This window comes from Antarcticirhabdus aurantiaca (assembly GCF_009765365.1).
In the GTDB taxonomy this organism is placed as follows: domain Bacteria; phylum Pseudomonadota; class Alphaproteobacteria; order Rhizobiales; family Rhizobiaceae; genus Antarcticirhabdus; species Antarcticirhabdus aurantiaca.
On sequence record NZ_VTOM01000004.1, the window covers coordinates 93,299 to 110,372 of the forward strand.

The following is a 17,074-nucleotide window of genomic DNA, read 5'->3' on the forward strand; positions in this document are numbered from 1 at the left end:
GCGCCCCATGTCCTCGACCTCTCTCTCCTCGGCTCCCTGCTCCTTCCACGACCTCGCCGCGCTCGACGATGCGGCCCGCGCCCGCCTCCTGCGCCGCTCCGAGACCGATCTTTCGAGCTTCGTCGAGACGGTCCGGCCGATCATCGAGGCGGTGCGCACGGAGGGCGACGCGGCGCTCCTGCGCTTCGCGCGCGACTTCGACGGGGCGAGCGTTCCGGCGGGCGGCCTCCGGGCGAGCGAGGCGGAGTTCGACGCCGCCTTCGCCACCGTCGAGCCGGAGGTGGTGGACGCCATCCGCTTCGGGATCGACAACATCCGCCGCTTCCACGAGGAACAGAAGCCCGAGCCCATGTGGTTCAAGGAGATGCGGCCCGGCGTCTTCGCGGGCGACCGCTGGACGCCGATCGGCTCCGCCGCCCTCTACGTGCCGCGCGGCAAGGGCGCCTTCCCCTCGGTCACGATGATGACGAGCGTCCCGGCCGTGGTCGCGGGCGTGCCGGACCTGTGCATCCTCACGCCCCCGACCGCCGACGGCTCGGTGGACGCAGCGACGCTGGTCGCCGCCCGCCTCGCCGGCGTCGAGACGGTCTACAAGGTCGGCGGGGCGCAGGCGGTCGCCGCCGCGGCCTACGGCACCGAGACGATCGGCCCCAAGATCAAGATCGTCGGCCCCGGCTCGCCCTTCGTCGTCGCGGCGAAGAGCCTCCTGTCCGGCGTTCTCGACACGGGCCTGCCCGCGGGGCCGTCCGAGGCCGTGATCTTCGCGGACGAGACCGTCGACGGGGCGCTTGCGGCGCTCGACCTCCTGATCGAGGCCGAGCACGGGCCGGACTCCTCGGCCTATCTCGTGACCCACGACCGCCGCGTCGCGCAAGAAGCCATGGCGGCGCTGCCCGAACACTGGGCCCGCATGACCGAGCAGCGCACCGCCTTTTCCCGCGCGGTGCTGACGGGCGCCTATGGTGGCATCGTCCTGACGGCGTCGCTGGAGGACAGCTACCGCTTCATCAACGACTACGCGCCCGAGCACCTGGAAATCCTCTCGACCGAGCCGTTCCGCCATCTCGGCCGGATCACCGAAGCCGCCGAGATCCTGATGGGGCCGCACACGCCGGTGACGCTCGGCAACTTCGTGCTCGGACCCAACGCCGTCCTACCGACGAGCCGCTGGGCGCGGACCTACGGCCCCCTGTCGGTCACCGACTTCCTGAAGCGCTCCTCGATCGGCTACGTCACCTCGACCGGCTATCCCGAGCTCGCGCTCCATGCCCGCCGGCTGGCCCGCTACGAGGGCTTCTCCTCGCACGAGAACGCCGTATCCGAGGTGCGCGACGAGATCCTCGGGCGGCCCCGCCGATGAAGGCCGCGCGGCTCCACGCCGTCCGGGACCTGCGCGTCGAAACGCTGCCGTCCCCGCCGCCGCCCGGCCCCGGCGAGGTGCGGCTTCGCGTGGAGGCCGCGGGGATCTGCGGCTCGGACCTTCACAACTGGCGGACCGGCCAGTGGCTGGGCCCGCGGATCGCCGTTCCCGGGCACGAGCTCGCCGGCCGCGTCCTGGAGGTCGGATCCGGTGTCGAGGGCTTCGCGCCCGGCGATCTCGCGGGCGCCGACTCGCGCGTTTGGTGCGGGACGTGCCCGGCCTGCCGCGCCGGGCGCCGGCATCTCTGCGCCGGGCTCGGCTTCGTCGGCGAGGTCTGCGACGGCGGTTTCGCGGAAGAGGTGGTGCTGCCCGCGCGCCTCCTCGTGAAGCTCGATCCCGCGCTCGACCCGCTCGTCGCCGCCATGCTGGAGCCGCTCGCCGTCGCCCTCCACGCCGTCTCGCGCCTCGCCCCGCCGCCGGGCGAGGCGGTGCTCATCGCCGGCTGCGGCCCGATCGGGGGCCTTGCCGCGCTTCTCCTGGCGCGGCGCCACGACGGCCCGGTCCTTCTCGCCGACCGCAACGCGGCGCGCCTTCGCACCGTCGCCGAGGTGGCGGGCGGCCGGCCGGCGAGCCTCGACGATCCGCTCTTGAGCGCTGCGGCCCCGCGCTTCGCCGTCGAGGCGACGGGGCAGGTTCCCGTCCTGTCCGCGCTGCTCGGCCTTCTCGGCGGCGGCGGGCGCATCGCCCTCGTCGGCATCTTCCACGAGCGGCTCGACCTCGATCCGAACCGGCTGGTGGAGGCCGAGATCGCGCTTCTCGGCTGCCACGCCTTCGCGGACGAGCTGCACGAGGCCGCGCGGCTCCTGCCGGAGCTGGCCCCGGCCCTCAAACGCTTCGTCGAGGCGGAGGTCGCCCTCGACGACCTGCCGGACACCTATGCGCGGCTCGTCCGCGGCGAAGCGACGAACCTGAAGACGATCGTCCGGCCGAACGGCGGGGCTCCATGAGCGCGCTGCCCGAGGCGGCCTCGCCGCTCTACGAGCGGGTCAAAACCTACATCGTCGGCCACATCGCGGACGGCCGCTGGTCGCGCGACCAGCGCCTGCCCTCCGAGAACGACCTCGTCCAGTCGCTCGGCGTGTCGCGCATGACGGTCAACCGCGCTCTGACCGAGCTGACGCGCGAGGGCGTCCTGAAGCGCGTGGCCGGCGTCGGCACCTTCGTCGCCGCGCCCCCGGCGCGCTCGGCCCTCGTGGAGGTCGCCAACATCCCGGCCGAGATCGGCGCGCGAGGCCGCCCTCACCGCGCCGACGTCCTCGCGCTGGAGCGCGTCGCGCCCCCCGCCGCGGTTCTCGCCTCCTTCGAGTTCGAGGCGGCGCGAGACGTCTTCCACTCGCGGATCGTCCATTACGAGGACGACGTGCCCGTCCAGTTCGAGGAGCGCTTCGTCAATCCGGACCTCGCGCCGGACTACGACCGGCAGGACTTCACCCGCATCTCGACCCTCGACTACCTCCAGGGCGTGACGGCGCTGACCGAGATCGAGCACGTTGTCTCGGCCATCGCGGCCGACGAGGCGATGGCCCGCCATCTCCATCTCGAGCCGGGCGAGCCGTGCCTCCTCCTCCACCGGCGGACCTGGACCGGGCTCCTGGTCGCCACCGTGAACCGCCTCGTTTACGCCGGCAGCCGCCACTCGCTCGGCAGCCGCTACAAGCCGACGGGCAGCCCATGACCGCGCACTTCGCCAACGTGGAGGACGCGCGCCGCATCGCGCGCCGCCGGCTGCCGAAGATCTTCTTCGACTACATCGACGGCGGGTCCTCGGCCGAGACGACGCTCGAAGCCAACACCGGCGACTTCGCGCGCCTCAGGCTGCACCAGCGCGTCCTCGCCGGCCTTGCACCGCGCGACCTGTCGAGCGAATACCTCGGCCAGCGCCAGCGCCTGCCCTTCATGCTGGGCCCGGTCGGCTTTCTCGGCCTCTTCGCCGGCCGGGGCGAGATTCTCGCCGCGCGCGCCGCGCACGCGGCCGGCATCCCAGCCTGCCTCTCGAACTTCTCGATCGCCTCGCTGGACGATCTGCGGCGCGCCGGCTGCGACGGGCCGCTGCACTTCCAGCTCTACGTCCTGAAGGACCGGGGCCTCGCGACGGAGTTCCTCGCGGCCGCCGAGCGCGCGGGGGTCGAGACGCTGCACCTTACGGTCGACACGGCCGTCACCGGCATCCGCGAGCGCGACGCGCGCAACGGCTTCCGGGCCGCGGTGCGGATCGGGCCGCGGATGGGCCTCGGCTTCGCCATGCGGCCGGCCTGGGCGTTCGACGTGATGCGGGCCGGCCGGCCCGGCGTCGGCGCGGTGCGCGGCCGGGCGGAGTTCGGCGCGAACATCCTCGCGCAGGCCGCCACCCTGTCGCGCCTCATCGACCCGACCCTGTCCTGGGCTGACGTCGACTGGCTGCGCGAGCGCTGGCGTGGGCGCATGACCATCAAGGGCATCCTCCACCCGCAGGACGCCGTGCGGGCGAAGGCGGCCGGGGTCGACGCCATCGTCGTATCCAACCATGGCGGTCGCCAGCTCGACGGCGCGCGCTCCACGATCAGCGCCCTGCCGGGCATCGTCCGGGCGGCCGAGGGCCTGGAAGTTCTCCTCGACGGCGGCGTGCGACGCGGCACGGACGTCGTCAAGGCGCTCGCGCTCGGCGCGTCCGGCGTCCTTCTCGGCCGCGCCTATGCCTGGGGCGTCGCGGCGGGCGGCGAGGCGGGCGCAGCGCGCGTCATCGCGCTTCTGGCCGAGGAGATCGACGTCACGCTCGCCCTGATGGGCCTGTCGTCGGTCGACGCGCTGAAGCGGCTCGGCCGCGACGCCTTGACGGCTCTGGACGAACCGGGCTTCACGGATCGGCTCGCCCCGACCGGAGGCCGCGGGAGCGCCCCGTCCCCCGTCTAGACGGGTTGGAGCCGAGGGATCCTCGACGCCGCCAGCATTTCGCGGGATCGGCGCGGAGGCGCGCGGGTTCCGCAAAATCTATTGTCCTGATAGACATATTTTGCTCGCGGCATCGATCCCGTCGCATTAATCTGGCCTCCTGAACGGACGGGAGGCCGCATGAACCAGATGGCCGTCATGAAGAAGTCGGGCATCGCCCCGGCCGACATCGTCGCGATCGTCGGCGGCGGCTTCGCCGGTGCAGCCGTGGCGTTCCACCTTGCCCGCGCCGGGCAGCCGAGCGTGGTGATCGAGCCGCGTCCGGTGCTGGGCGGCGGCCTCGCCTATTCCACCGCCGATCCCAGCCACCGCATCAACGTGCCGGCCGCGCGGATGAGCCTCGTGCCGGACGAGCCCGACCACTTCGTCCGCTGGCTGGCCCGCACCGGGGCGCTTCGCTCCGACGCGCAGGCGCTGCGGCCGAACGGCGACGCCTATCCGCGCCGCGCCGTCTTCGGCCGCTACGTGGCCGAGCATCTCGCCCCCTTCCGGCGGACCGGCCTGGTGCGCCACGTCGAGGCGCTGGCCTGCCGGATCCGCCGGCTCGACGACCGCGCGGGATGGCGGATCGAGCCGTCGAGCGGCGAGGCCGTGGAGGCCGGGCGCCTCGTCCTCGCCGCGACCCATCCCCTGCCGGCCCTGCCGCGGGCGCTCGGCGCCCTCCACGATTCCGACGCGCTCGTCGGCAACCCCTATGCCGCCGGCGCGCTGGAGCGGATCGGCCGAAACGCCTCGGTGCTCATCCTCGGCTCGGGCCTGACCGCGGCCGACATGGTGGCGAGCCTCGACGCGGCCGGTCATCGCGGGCCCATCACCATGCTGTCGCGCCGGGGCCTTCGCTCGCGCGGCCACGCGCCCCGGCCGGCCGAGCCCTTCGGCGACTTCTCGAGCGAGCCCGCGCGCGACGTGCCCGCCCTTCTCGCCTCGATCCGCACGGCCCTGGCAAACGCGCGCGCCGAGGGCCTGTCCTGGCACCCCGTCTTCGACGCGCTGCGCAACCAGGGCTCCGCCATCTGGGCGGCCCTGCCGCCGGCCGAGCGGGCGCGGCTGGTTTCGCGCCTGCGCCCGTTCTGGGACGTCCACCGCTTCCGCATCGCGCCCCAGGTCGAGGCGGTTCTCGACGGGCGCGTCGCGAACGGCACGCTTCGCCAGGAGGCCGGCCGCGTCCTGTCGGCCGCGCCGGCGCCGGGCGGCCGGATCGCCATCACGTGGCGGCCGCGCGGGCGGGCGCTGGAGGAGGCCGCGACCTTCGACGCGGTGATCAACACGACGGGCCCCGCCCACGGCGAAGCGCTCGCCCGCAATCCGGCGCTGCGCAGCCTGGCGGCGGCCGGCTTCATCGGCCCGGACCCTTACGGGCTCGGCATCGCGACGAGCCTTTGCAGCCGCGCGATCGACGCCGCGAACGCGCCGGTGCCCGACCTCTTCGTCGCCGGCCCCCTGGCCCGCGGCACCTTCGGCGAGCTGATGGGCCTGCCGGAAGTGTCGCGCCACGCCGAGGCCGTGGCGGCGGAGATCCTCGCCTCGCTCGCCGACCCCGCAATCGCGCCCATCGCCGAGCCGGCCCGAGCTTCGGCCGCGGACGCCCTGTAGGACCGGTCAGCCGGTCAAGGCGCTCCGTCGGCGAAGAAGCGGTTGGCGGGGCGGGGCAGGCCGAGGTTCTCGCGCAGCGTCGTGCCCTCGTAGTCCCGGCGCAGCAGGCCGCGGCGCTGGAGCTCGGGCACCACCTTGTCGACGAAGTCGTCGAGCCCGCCCGGCAGATAGGGGAACATGACGTTGAAGCCGTCGGAGCCGCCGGTTTCCAGCCATTCCTCCATGGCGTCGGCGATCGTCGCCGGCGTGCCGACGAAGGAGAGGCCGGCATAGCCGGCGAAGCGCTGGGCGAGTTGGCGCACCGTCAGGTTCTCCGCCCTAGCGATGGCGAGCGCCCGCGCCTGCCCGCTCTTCGAGGCGTTGGTGTCCGGGATGTCCGGCAGGGGCGCGTCCGGATCGAAGCGTCGCGCATCGTGGCCGAGGGCGATCGACAAGGAGTCGATGGCGTTGTCGTAGTGGACGAGGGCGTCGAGACGCGCCCGCTTCTCGCGCGCCTCCTCCTCGCTGTCCCCCACCACCACGAAGGCGCCGGGCAGGATCTTCAGGTGCTCGGGATCGCGCCCGATCCGCGCCATGCGCCCCTTCACGTCGGCGTAGAACGCCTGTCCGTCGGCCAGCCCGCCGGGCGCGGCGAAGACTACCTCGGCGGTTTCGGCGGCGAGCTGGCGGCCGGGCTCGGAGGCGCCGGCCTGGACGATCACCGGCCAGCCCTGGACAGGCCGGGCGATGTTGAGCGGCCCGCGCACGCGGAAGAACTCGCCCTGGTGGTCGAGGACGTGCATGCGCGACGGGTCGAGATAGGTGCCGCTCGCCGCGTCGCGCGGGAAGGCGTCGTCGGCGAAGGAGTCCCACAAGCCCGTCACGACGTCGAAGAATTCGTGCGCCCGGCGGTAGCGCTCGGCGTGATCCAGGTGCTCGTCGAGGCCGAAGTTGCGGGCGGCGTCGGGGTTGGAGGTGGTGACGATGTTCCAGCCGGCGCGCCCCTCGCTGAGGTGGTCGAGCGAGGCGAAGCGCCGCGCGACGTGGAAGGGCTCGTCGAAGCTCGTCGATCCCGTCGCCACGAGCCCGATGCGGCTGGTGACGCTCGCGAGCGCCGAGAGGAGGGTGAAGGGCTCGAACGAGGTGACCGTATGGCTGCGCCGGAGCGCCTCCGTGCCCATGTTGAGGACGGCGAGGTGGTCGGCCATGAAGAAGGCGTCGAAGCGTCCCGCCTCGAGCTTCCTGGCAAGATAGGACAGGCGCGGGAAGGAGAAGTTGGCGTCGCGCCAGGCGCCGGGATAGCGCCAGGCGCCGGCATGGATGCTCACCGGGCGCATGAAGGCGCCGAGCTTCAGCATGCGTCTGCGGTTGGTCATGCGGCCAGCATCCTCGTCCTGCATCCCGTCCGGCCGGCGCCGAGCGCGCCCTGCGCCTCGACGGGCCGGTCCTTCAACGCCGGCCTCGCCGGTTCGGCTCCCGGCCCCCTCAAAGGCCGACGTCGAACACCATCTGGTCCATCGCCCGGGCCGGCTCGGCGCAGCCGGAATGGCCGAGGAAGCGGGCGGGGCTGCCGGCGACAGTGGTGTTGGCGGCGACGGGCCCGGTGACCACGGAGCCCGCGCCGATGCGCGAGCAGCGCCCGACCTCGACGGGGCCGAGAATCTTGGCGCCGGCGCCGATCATGACGCCGCGCCCGATCCGCGGATGGCGCCGGCCGTTTGCGTCCCGGAGCGCGCCGTTCGCGCCGAGAAGGACGCCCTGGAGGATCGAAACATTGTCCCCGACCTCCGCGGTCTCGCCGATCACGACGCCGGTCGCGTGGTCGATGAAGACGCCGGCGCCGAGCCGCGCGGCCGGGTGGATGTCGACCTGCAGCACTTCCGAGGCGCGGTCGGCAAGAAACAGGGCGAGGTCGCGCCGGCCCTCGCGCCAGAAGCGGTGGGCGAAGCGGTGGGCCTGGAGCCCCTGGAAGCCCTTGAAGTGGAGGATCGGCTCGGCGACCGCCGCCGCGGCGGGGTCGCGGTCGAGAACCGCGGCGAGGTCGAGCCGCCAGGCGCGGCGGAGCGCCCCGTCGCGCTCCATCGCCTGGGCGAAGAGCTGGGCGAGAAGGCCGGGCGACAGGTCCCCGCCGAGCCGCGAGGCCAGGCGATGGATCATCGCGGCCTCGATCGAGGCCTGGCCGAGCACCGCGGAGGAGGCGAGGCGAGCGAGCGCCGGCTCCGCCTCGCGCATCTCCTCGGCTTCGCGCCGCAGCCGCGGCCACAGGATGTCGGTCGGCCGCTTCGCCTCGTCCTCGCTTCGGATCGCGATCTGCCCGTTCGGCATCCCAGAGCCTTTCGTGTCCGCTCGGCGCGTCGCGCCTCAAACCGCCGCGAGGATGCGCTTCTGAAGCTCGGCCGCGCGCGGATCGGCAAGCTCCGCCCGCGGGCGCTCCAGCTCGACCTCGACGTCGAGCGCGATGCGCCCTTCCCGCAGGACGATCACCCGGTCGGCCAGCGCCACGGCCTCCGCGACGTCGTGGGTGATCAGGATCGTGGTGAAGCCGCGCGCCCGCCAGATGCCGTCGAGGAGGCGGTGCATCTCGATGCGCGTCAGCGCGTCGAGCGCGCCGAAGGGCTCGTCGAGAAGGAGGATGCCGGGTCGGCTGACGAGGGCGCGGGCGAGCGCGACGCGCTGCTTCTGGCCGCCCGACAGGACGGAGGGCCATTCGCCGCCGCGCCCGTCGAGCCCGACATCGGCGAGCGCCCGCTCCGCCGCCTCGCGCCAGCCGGGGCCGCGCGCGATGCCGACGTTCTGGACGACGCTCTGCCAGGGCACGAGCCGCGCTTCCTGGAACAGGAGACGCACGGCCGGGTTCAGGCCGGCGACCGGCCGGCCGCCGATCTCGACCCGCCCGCCGCTCGGCCGATCGAGGCCGGCGACGAGGCGCAGGAGCGTCGACTTGCCGCCGCCCGAGCGCCCGACCACCGCCAGGAACTCGCCCGGCCGCACCTTCAGGTCGAAGCCGCGCAGCACCGACGTCTCGCCGAAGCTCTTCGACACGCCGGACAACGCGACCGACAGGCCGCCCGTCGCCTCGCCCTCGCGGGTTTCGAGAAGCGCGCTCATCGGCTGTCCTCCCCGCTCGGCTGCCAGGCCGGATGCCAGGCGAGCGCCCGGCGCTCGACGGCGCGCGTCGCCGCGTCCGCGAGCTTGCCGAGCAGCGCGTAGACGAGGATGCCGAGGATCACGACGTCGGTCTGGAAGAACTCGCGGGCGTTCATGGTCATGTAGCCGAGGCCGGACGAGGCCGAGATGGTCTCGGCGACGATGAGGGTCAGCCACATCAGGCCGAGGGCGTAGCGCAGGCCGACCAGGATCGAGGGCATCGCGCCGGGAAGCACGATGCGCCAGAGGCGGGCGCGCCGGTCGAGGCCGTAGACCTCGGCCATCTCGACGAGCTGCCGGTCGACGGTGCGCACCCCGTGGAAGGTGTTGATGTAGACCGGAAAGAACACGCCGAGGACGACGAGGAAGATCTTCGCGCTCTCGCCGATGCCGAACCAGAGGATCACCAGCGGGATGAGGGCGAGGTGCGGCACGTTGCGCACCATCTGGACGGTGGAGTCGAGAAGCGTCTCGACCGGGCGCCAGAGACCCGTGGCGAGCCCGAGAACGAAGCCGAGGCCGCCGCCGATCACGAGGCCGACCAGCGCCCGCTGGCCGGAGGCGAGGGCGTTGGCGGCGAGCGTGCCGTCGAGAAGGGTACGCCAGCCGGCGAGCGCGACCGCCGAAGGCGCCGGCAGGAGGCGAGGATTGGCCAGCCCGGCGCGCGCCGCGACCTCCCAGGCGATCAGAAGGGCGATCGGCAGCGCCCAGGGCGCGAGGGCGCGCCCGAGCCAGGCGACATCGGGCCGCCGCGCCCGGGGGGCCTCGGCCAGGGCCTCGACGCTCACGAGCCGGCCCCGCGCACGGCCTCGGCGATGCTGATCGGCGCGGGGATGAGGCCGAGGGCGTGGAAGGTGTCGGCGATGCGCTGCTGCTCGGCGACGACCGCGTCGTCGAGCGGCTTCACGCCGTAGGACTGGCGCTCCAGCGCGATCGTCAGGACGTCGGCGGGAATGCCGACGGAGGGCGCGAGCTCGGCCGCGGCCTCGGCCGGGTTCGCCTTGGTCCATTCGTCGACCTCGCCGATCGCCGCGATCAGCGCGTCGACCGCCTCGCCGTTGGCGTCCACGAAGGGCTTGGCGCCGAGATAGAACTGGTGGTTCGAGACGATCCCTTCGCCGTTGCGCAAGGTGCGCGCCTCGGTCGCGACCTCCGCGGCGGCCTGGAACGGGTCCCAGATCGCCCAGGCGTCGGCCGAGCCCTGCTCGAAGGCCGCGCGCCCGTCGGCCGGCGGCAGGAAAGACACGGTGACGTCGCCATAGGCGACGCCCGCCTCCTCCAGCGCCTTGACCAGGAGGTAATGGACGTTCGACCCCTTGTTGAGGACGACGGTCTTGCCCTTGAGGTCGGCGACCGATTGGATCGGGCTGCCCTTGGGAACGAGGATCGCCTCGCCGCGCGGGGCGGGCGGCTCGTGCGCGACGTAGACGAGCGGCGCGCCCGCGGCCTGGGCGAAGATCGGCGGGGCCTCGCCCGTCGAGCCGAAGTCGATCGCCCCGACGTTCAACGCCTCCAGGAGCTGCGGCCCGCCGGGAAACTCGGTCCACTCGACGCTCCAGCCGAGCGGCGAGAGCTTCTCCTCCAGCGTGCCCTTGCCCTTCAGGAGGACCAGCGTTCCGTATTTCTGGTAGCCGATGCGCAGCACCTTCTCCTGCGCCTCGGCCGGGCTCCAGCCGGCGAGGAGCGGAACGGTGGTCAGCGTCATCGCGCCGGCGAGCGCGGCGGTGAAGAGGCGGCGGGTGATGCGCATGGGGCGGGCTCCGGGACTCGGCGGCGTCGCGGGGAATGCTAGCCGGAGGCGCGGCGTGCGCCGAAGCACAAACCCACAAAATCCATGACATAAGTAGATGGTTTTTCCTCGCGACACGCCCGACGCGCCGCTAGGCTTCGCGCGACACGATCGCAGGGAGCCTCATCGATGGTCGACGCCGCCCTTCACCCCGCCGCGCCCGAGCGGATCAAGGTGCTCTGGTTTCTGCCGACCCACGGCGACAGCCGCTATCTCGGGACGGTCGAGGGCGGCCGGGCGGTGGATCTGCCCTATCTCGCCCAGGTCGCGCAGGCCGCCGACCAGCTCGGCTATTACGGCGCGCTCCTGCCCACCGGGCGCTCCTGCGAGGATTCCTGGGTCACCGCCTCGGCGCTGACCCCGCTGACGAAGAACCTCCGCTTCCTCGTGGCGGTGCGGCCCGGCCTCCAGTCGCCGACGCTCGCGGCGCGCATGACCGCGACGCTCGACCGCTTCTCGAACGGCCGGCTCCTGATCAACGTCGTCACCGGGGGCGACCCGGCCGAGAACGCCGGCGACGGCATCTTCCTGAGCCATTCCGAGCGCTACGCCGTCACCGACGAGTTCCTGCGCGTCTACAAGGCGCTGCTCGCCGGCGAGACGGTGAACTACCAGGGCGAGCACATCCGCATCGAGGACGGGCGGCTCCTGTTCCCGCCGCTCCAGGCGCCGCACCCGCCGCTCTACTTCGGCGGATCGTCGGAGGCCGGCATCAGGGTCGCGGCCGAGACGGTGGACAAGTACCTCACCTGGGGCGAGCCGCCGGCGCAGGTCGCCGAGAAGGTCGCCGTGGTGCGCGAGGCCGCGGCGAAGGCCGGCCGCGAGGTCTCCTTCGGCATCCGCCTCCACGTCATCGTGCGCGAGAGCGAGGCGGAGGCCTGGGCCGCGGCCGACAGCCTGATCTCGCGCCTCGACGACGAGACCATCCAGAAGGCGCAGGCCGTCTTCGCGCGCATGGACTCGGTCGGGCAGAGCCGGATGAGCGCGCTGCACGGCGGCGACCGCTCGAAGCTCGAGATCAGCCCGAACCTTTGGGCCGGCGTCGGCTTGGTGCGGGGCGGCGCGGGCACGGCGCTCGTCGGCGATCCGGACACGGTCGCGGCGCGCATCGACGAGTACCGCTCGCTCGGCATCGACACCTTCATCCTGTCGGGCTACCCGCACCTGGAAGAAGCCTATCGCTTCGGCGCGCTCGTCCTGCCGCGCCTGCCGCTCGACCACCCGATCCCCTCGCGCGACGCGACGGTGAACACCGGCCCCTTCGGCGAGACCATCGCCGGCTCCGAGCGCCCGAGCGCCCCGGCCCGGCTGGCCAGCGCGTCCTGAGCCTCGGTCCCGGCGGCGGCGCGGGATCGCGCCGCCGCCGGGGCGCCTACTCCGCGGCCTTGGCCTCCTCGCCCGGCTTGGAGATCGAGTCGCGCACCACGCCGTAGCTGGCGCCCCAGGCATCCGTCATGTCGCAGCGCACGTCCCAGAGCTCGGGAAAGAAGCGGTGGCGGGCGCCGGCCTGGAGGATGTCCACCGGCCGGCCCTTCAGCGACTTCGAGCCGAGCCCGATGGAGCGGTGGATGAGGTAGACGTGGTGCGCCCGGAACTTCTGGAACAGCTCGTCATATTCCACCAGCGCCTCGGCCACGACGTATGAATCGTCGTGGGCATAGGCGCTGTCGTAGACCTGTTCCACGGTCTTGTTACGCCCGTCGAGATAGGTGGCGCGATAAGCCTCCCAGAGATCGAAGGGCATGCGCAGGAGCACCTGGAAGCCGGGCGATTCCTGGCCCGAGCCGTTGCCGAGCTGCTTCCTCACCTCCTGGTACTCGCGCGGCGACATGGTCTCCAGGAGTTCGAGCTGCGCCGTCAGCAGCCGCATGGTGCGGTGGACGCGGCCCATCAGCGTGACGACGCGGTGCGTGTCGCCCGCACGCATGAAGTCCATCACGTCGACCAGCGTATAGGCGATGAGCTTCATCCAGAGCTCCTCGACCTGATGGACGATCTGGAACTGCAGCTCGTCGCCGTTCACCATCTCCGCCAGAGGCTTCTGACAGGACAGCAGCGTCCCGACATCGAGGTAGACGCCGTAGTCGAGCATCTTCGGCGTCTCGATGAGGGCGTGGTAGGCGGCGCGGTCCATGGAGGCGGCTCCCGTTCGTTCGTCGGGTTGTATCTGGCTGTGACGCGGAGCGTCTCACGAAACCGCCCGAACATTGTTCCCTCGATTTCCCCGAGCGCCGTTTTGTGAGAACGTTCGGCGAGGAATTCCATGATTTCGGAGAACGAATGGATCGGATCGACCTGGAGATCGCCGAGGCTCTGGAGGCGGATGCGCGACTGTCCTTCGCGGACCTCGCCGCCGGCCTCAACATGAGCAAGACGCCCTGCTGGAAGCGGGTGAAGGCGCTGGAGGAGGCGGGTGTCCTCACCGGCTACCACGCGGCGCTCTCGCCCGCCGCCCTCGGCCTCGGCGTCGAGGCCTTCGTGCAGATCATCCTGAAGCCGGAGGAAGCGCCGGCCTTCGAGGCGGCGGTGATGCGCCACCCCTTCGTGCGGCGCTGCCACGCGACGACCGGCGACGGCGACTACCTCGTCCATCTCGTCGCCAAGGACATCGCGGGCCTCGACCGCACGCTTCGCGAGGAGCTGGCGCGCATGCCCGGCGTCCAGCGCACCCGCACCTTCGTCGCGACGCGCGAGATCAAGGCGAGCCACAAGCTGGCGGCCGCCGCCCGCGCGGCGGGGCTGCCGGCGGCTTAGCGCGTCGCCGGGCGGTCCTGCGCCTGGGCGCCCGCCGGGCGGCGGTGATGCGTCAGCACCTCGGCGAGCAGGCCCTTGGGGCGAAGCACCAGGATCAGGCAGAGCGCGACGCCGATGAGGACGATCTGGAGGGCGGCGGCACGGGCCTGATCGGCGGGATCGACGGCGGCGCCGATCAGGAAAGACGAGCCCGACCAGAGGCCCCAGACCACGACCGACCCGACCACGGCGCCGAGATTGTTGCCGGCGCCGCCGACGACCAGCATCGTCCAGACCTGGAAGGTCAGCGTCGGCAGATAGTTCTCCGGCGCGATGAAGCCGATGAAGTGGGCCTGCAGCGCGCCGCCGAGCCCCATGATGCCGCCGCCGATGGCGAAGGCCTGGAGGCGGAAGCGCGTCACCGGCTTGCCGAGCGCGCGCGCCGCTTCCTCGTCCTCGCGCACGGCCTTCAGGACGCGGCCCCAGGGCGAGCGCACGAGCCGCTCCAGCACCCACCAGACGAAGGCGAGGACGAGGGCGACGAGGGCGAGGTTGAGAAGACCGAAGACCAGCGGGTCTCCGGCGAAGCCGTTGAAGGGCCGCGGAATGAAGCCGAGGCCGAAGGGGCCGCCGGTCAGCGGCTCGAGGTTCAGCGCCGCGAGCTGCACGGTCACGGCGAAGCCGAAGGTGGCGATGGCGAGGTAGTCGGCCCGCAGGCGGATCGTCAGCCAGCCCAGCGCCAGCGAGGCGAGCGCGGCAGCCGCGAAGGCGGCCACCCAGCCGAGGGGGATCGGCAGGGCGAAGCCGCCGATGCGGTCCGCCGCGTCCGGGGCGGTGAGGATCGCCGAGGCATAGGCGCCGATGCCCACGAAGCCGGCGACGCCGACGTTGAAGAGGCCGGTCTGGCCCCACTGGACGTTGAGGCCGAGAGCGATCACCGCGTAGCTCAGAGCGATGGTCAGGAAGAAGGCGGCGTAGCCGAGGATTTCGATCATGAGCGGGCCCGCCCGAGAAGCCCCTGCGGGCGAAGGAGGAGGACGAGGGTGAGGATCAGGAAGGCGACCGCGGCGCGCCATTCCGCGCCGACCGTCTGGACGGCGAGCGCTTCGCAGAGCCCGACCACGATCCCGCCCAGCACGGCGCCCGGCACCGAGCCGATGCCCCCGAGGATCGCGGCGGCGAAGAGCGGCAAAAGGAGGTCGAAGCCCATATAGGGGCGGATCTGGACGAGGAGCCCGGCCATGATGCCGGCGGCCGCGGCCAAGCCGCCGCCGAGGAACCAGGCGGTGCGCACGACGCCGCGCACGTCGATGCCGGAGAGGCGGGCGAGGGCCGGGTTCTCCGACACCGCCCGCATCCGCCGACCGACCTGCGTCTTCGTCATTAGGAGGTGGACGGCGAGGATGAGCACCAAGGTGGCGGCCAGCATCAACAGCTGGTCCGGCGTCGCGCGAAGGCCCCAGCCGAAGCGGACCGCGATCTGCAGCTCGTTGGTGAAGTAGGCGGGCTGCGAGGTGAAGACGAATTCGAGGAGGCTGCGCAGCGCCATGGAGGCGCCGAAGCTGGCGATGACGAGAATGATCACCGCCGAGGCCTTGGCGCGAAGGACGCCGAACAGGATCGCGTCGAGAAGGATGGCGAGCCCGCCGGTGACGAGGATCGCGAGGGGCACGGCGAGAAGGACGTTCCAGCCGAAGGAGAAGTCGCCGACCGGCACCGAGCCGACGAAGGCACCGAGAAGGCCGGACAGCGCGAGGGCCGCGTAGGCGCCGGCGGTGATGAACTCGCCGTGGGCGAAGTTGGCGAAACGCAGGATCGAATAGGTCAGCGTCACCCCGATCGCACCGAGGCCGATCATGGCCCCCGCGACGAGGCCGTCGACGACGAATTGCGGGTTCATGGGGTCGCCTCCGCGTGGTCGTAGCTGCCGAGGAACAGGGCGCCGAGGTTCGGGTCGGCGCGCAGCTCCGCGGCGGGCGCGGCGTGGCGCAGCCGCCCTTCGGCGAGCACCACGCCGCGGTCGGCGATGGACAAGGCGGCGCGCACGTTCTGCTCGACGAGAAGGATCGCCACGCCCGTCTCCCGCACCCGCTCCAGCGTCTCGAAGACGTCGTGGACGAGCTTGGGCGAGAGGCCGGCCGAGGGCTCGTCGAGGATCAGGACGGCGGGGTCGACGATGAGCGCGCGCGCCGTCGCCAGCATCTGCCGCTGCCCGCCCGACAGGGCGCCCGCGACGAGGTTCGGGCGGCTTCCGAGATCGGGGAACATGGCGAAGGCGGCGTCGATGCGCGGCTGGCGCAGGGCGGCCGGCAGGATGCCGGCGCACAGGCGCAGGTTTTCGAGAATCGTGAGCGAGGCGAAGATGTTCTCCGTTTGCGGCACGAAGGCGAGGCCGTCGCTGACGCGCAGGTGCGCGGGCCGGGCCGTGACGTCGCGCCCGCGAAGCGAGACGCGCCCCCCGAAGGTCGGCACGACCCCGGCGACGGCCTTCACGAAGGTCGACTTGCCCGCGCCGTTGGGTCCGAGCACCGCGACGATCTCGCCGGGCGAAACGTCGAGGTCGATCCCGCGCACGATCGGCAGGCTTTCCTCATAGCCGGCGACGAGGCCGCGCACCTCCAGGATGGGTGGCGTCGCGCTCGATGGACGCTGCGAAACGCTCAATGGACGCTCCCGCCGAGATAGGCCTCGACGACGCGCGGGTCCGACATCACGGCGTCGGGCGTGCCGGAGGCCAGCGGCCGGCCCGAAGCCATGACGAGGACGCTCGGGCAGAGCCGGCGGATCATGTCCATGTTGTGCTCGATCAGGAGGACGGCGATGCCGCGCGCGTTGATCTCGGCGATGCGCTCGATGATGAAGTCGAGAAGCGCCGGGTTCACCCCCGCCGCCGGCTCGTCGAGGAGAAGGACGCGCGGCTCGGCCATCAGCGCGCGGGCGAGCTCCAGGAGCTTGCGCTGGCCGCCGGAGAGGACCTTGGCCGGCCGGTCGGCGAGGTGGTCGAGCGCGAGGAAGCGCACGAGGGCGTAGGCCTTCTCGCGCGCGGCCTCCTCCTCGCGCCGCACGCGGCCGGGAGCGAGGAGGCTCGCGAGCACGCGCTCGCCGCTCTGGCCCGTCGCCGCGGTGACGACGTTGTCGAGGACGCTCATCTCGGGAAAGGGCTTCGGGATCTGGAAGGTGCGCGCCAAGCCCCGGCCGACGCGCTTGTGCGCGCCCTCGCGCTCGACCGCCACGCCCTCGATGCGGATCGTGCCGCGATCGGGCGCGAGGCTTCCGGCGACGAGGCCGAACAGCGTCGACTTGCCCGCGCCGTTCGGCCCGATGACGCCGAGGATCTCGCCGGCGCGAAGCGTGAAGCCGACCCCGTCCACCGCGACGACGCCGCCGAAGGAGCGGCCGACATCCTCCACCGCGAGGGCGGGCACGCCCGGCGGCACGGGCAAGGGGGAAGGGGCGGAAGCGGACATCGCGGCGTCCCGGAATTC

Annotated in this window: 17 protein-coding genes; 7 read left to right on the forward strand and 10 right to left on the reverse strand. The window is 72.5% G+C overall.

Translation table 11 applies throughout. From position 1 onward, the window contains the following. The first annotated feature begins 7 nt into the window (after positions 1-7). The 5 genes from hisD (at position 8) to FZN60_RS05905 (ending at position 5,941) form a co-directional block, all read left to right on the forward strand. Positions 8-1,360 carry a histidinol dehydrogenase gene (hisD, locus tag FZN60_RS05885; RefSeq protein ID WP_158872086.1) on the forward strand — a complete coding sequence of 451 codons (1,353 nt, stop codon included), beginning with the start codon at positions 8-10 and terminating at the stop codon, positions 1,358-1,360. Next, entirely contained in the window at positions 1,357-2,367 is a 1,011-nt protein-coding gene (locus tag FZN60_RS05890; RefSeq protein WP_158872088.1) for a zinc-dependent alcohol dehydrogenase, read from the forward strand. The genes hisD and FZN60_RS05890 overlap by 4 nt, the downstream gene beginning before the upstream one ends. After that, positions 2,364-3,095, forward strand: coding sequence for a histidine utilization transcriptional repressor HutC (hutC, locus tag FZN60_RS05895; RefSeq protein ID WP_158872090.1), 732 nt, complete (start codon positions 2,364-2,366; stop codon positions 3,093-3,095). The genes FZN60_RS05890 and hutC overlap by 4 nt, the downstream gene beginning before the upstream one ends. Beyond that, entirely contained in the window at positions 3,092-4,309 is a 1,218-nt protein-coding gene (locus FZN60_RS05900; RefSeq protein WP_158872092.1) for an alpha-hydroxy acid oxidase, read from the forward strand. Before hutC ends, FZN60_RS05900 begins: the two co-directional genes overlap by 4 nt. Positions 4,310-4,468: 159 nt before the next feature. Beyond that, the gene (locus FZN60_RS05905) at positions 4,469-5,941 is read left to right on the forward strand and encodes an FAD/NAD(P)-binding protein (RefSeq protein ID WP_158872094.1); all 1,473 of its coding nucleotides are present in this window, start codon (positions 4,469-4,471) and stop codon (positions 5,939-5,941) included. Between the two features lie 14 nt (positions 5,942-5,955). Here FZN60_RS05905 and FZN60_RS05910 read toward each other — a convergent pair whose 3' ends face one another. From FZN60_RS05910 to FZN60_RS05930, 5 genes are all read right to left on the reverse strand, one after another. Next, the gene (locus FZN60_RS05910) at positions 5,956-7,296 is read right to left on the reverse strand and encodes an LLM class flavin-dependent oxidoreductase (protein ID WP_158872096.1); all 1,341 of its coding nucleotides are present in this window, start codon (positions 7,294-7,296) and stop codon (positions 5,956-5,958) included. Positions 7,297-7,405: 109 nt separating this feature from the next. Continuing rightward, positions 7,406-8,245 (reverse strand): serine O-acetyltransferase EpsC, encoded by an 840-nt coding sequence (gene epsC / locus FZN60_RS05915; protein WP_158872098.1) that lies wholly within the window; start codon positions 8,243-8,245, stop codon positions 7,406-7,408. Between the two features lie 36 nt (positions 8,246-8,281). Next, positions 8,282-9,028 (reverse strand): ABC transporter ATP-binding protein, encoded by a 747-nt coding sequence (locus FZN60_RS05920; protein WP_158872100.1) that lies wholly within the window; start codon positions 9,026-9,028, stop codon positions 8,282-8,284. After that, positions 9,025-9,855: an ABC transporter permease subunit gene (locus FZN60_RS05925; protein WP_158872102.1), complete on the reverse strand. Its 831-nt coding sequence runs from the start codon at positions 9,853-9,855 to the stop codon at positions 9,025-9,027. The genes FZN60_RS05920 and FZN60_RS05925 overlap by 4 nt, the downstream gene beginning before the upstream one ends. Further along, a complete protein-coding gene (locus FZN60_RS05930) occupies positions 9,852-10,817 on the reverse strand; it encodes a sulfonate ABC transporter substrate-binding protein (protein ID WP_158872104.1) in 966 nt (321 codons plus the stop codon). The genes FZN60_RS05925 and FZN60_RS05930 overlap by 4 nt, the downstream gene beginning before the upstream one ends. Before the next feature lie 168 nt (positions 10,818-10,985). Between FZN60_RS05930 and ssuD the strand changes: the two genes are divergently transcribed. After that, positions 10,986-12,182 (forward strand): FMNH2-dependent alkanesulfonate monooxygenase, encoded by a 1,197-nt coding sequence (gene ssuD, locus FZN60_RS05935; RefSeq protein ID WP_158872106.1) that lies wholly within the window; start codon positions 10,986-10,988, stop codon positions 12,180-12,182. A gap of 46 nt (positions 12,183-12,228) precedes the next feature. Here ssuD and FZN60_RS05940 read toward each other — a convergent pair whose 3' ends face one another. Then, positions 12,229-12,990: a tryptophan 2,3-dioxygenase family protein gene (locus FZN60_RS05940; RefSeq protein ID WP_158872108.1), complete on the reverse strand. Its 762-nt coding sequence runs from the start codon at positions 12,988-12,990 to the stop codon at positions 12,229-12,231. 146 nt (positions 12,991-13,136) lie between these two features. Here FZN60_RS05940 and FZN60_RS05945 point away from each other — a divergent pair, with 146 nt between their 5' ends. Further along, positions 13,137-13,610 (forward strand): Lrp/AsnC family transcriptional regulator, encoded by a 474-nt coding sequence (locus FZN60_RS05945; protein ID WP_158872110.1) that lies wholly within the window; start codon positions 13,137-13,139, stop codon positions 13,608-13,610. On the opposite strand, the gene FZN60_RS05950 is transcribed toward FZN60_RS05945, so the two are convergent. From FZN60_RS05950 to FZN60_RS05965, 4 genes are read right to left on the reverse strand one after another with little or no spacing between them, the layout of a single operon-like run. After that, positions 13,607-14,584 carry a branched-chain amino acid ABC transporter permease gene (locus FZN60_RS05950; RefSeq protein ID WP_158872112.1) on the reverse strand — a complete coding sequence of 326 codons (978 nt, stop codon included), beginning with the start codon at positions 14,582-14,584 and terminating at the stop codon, positions 13,607-13,609. The genes FZN60_RS05945 and FZN60_RS05950 overlap by 4 nt on opposite strands. Continuing rightward, positions 14,581-15,489, reverse strand: a complete 909-nt coding sequence (locus FZN60_RS05955) for a branched-chain amino acid ABC transporter permease (RefSeq protein WP_158872114.1) — start codon at positions 15,487-15,489, stop codon at positions 14,581-14,583. The genes FZN60_RS05950 and FZN60_RS05955 overlap by 4 nt, the downstream gene beginning before the upstream one ends. After that, entirely contained in the window at positions 15,486-16,253 is a 768-nt protein-coding gene (locus tag FZN60_RS05960) for an ABC transporter ATP-binding protein (RefSeq protein ID WP_246726615.1), read from the reverse strand. Before FZN60_RS05960 ends, FZN60_RS05955 begins: the two co-directional genes overlap by 4 nt. Further along, positions 16,250-17,056: an ABC transporter ATP-binding protein gene (locus tag FZN60_RS05965; RefSeq protein ID WP_158872117.1), complete on the reverse strand. Its 807-nt coding sequence runs from the start codon at positions 17,054-17,056 to the stop codon at positions 16,250-16,252. Before FZN60_RS05965 ends, FZN60_RS05960 begins: the two co-directional genes overlap by 4 nt. Positions 17,057-17,074 lie beyond the last annotated feature (18 nt).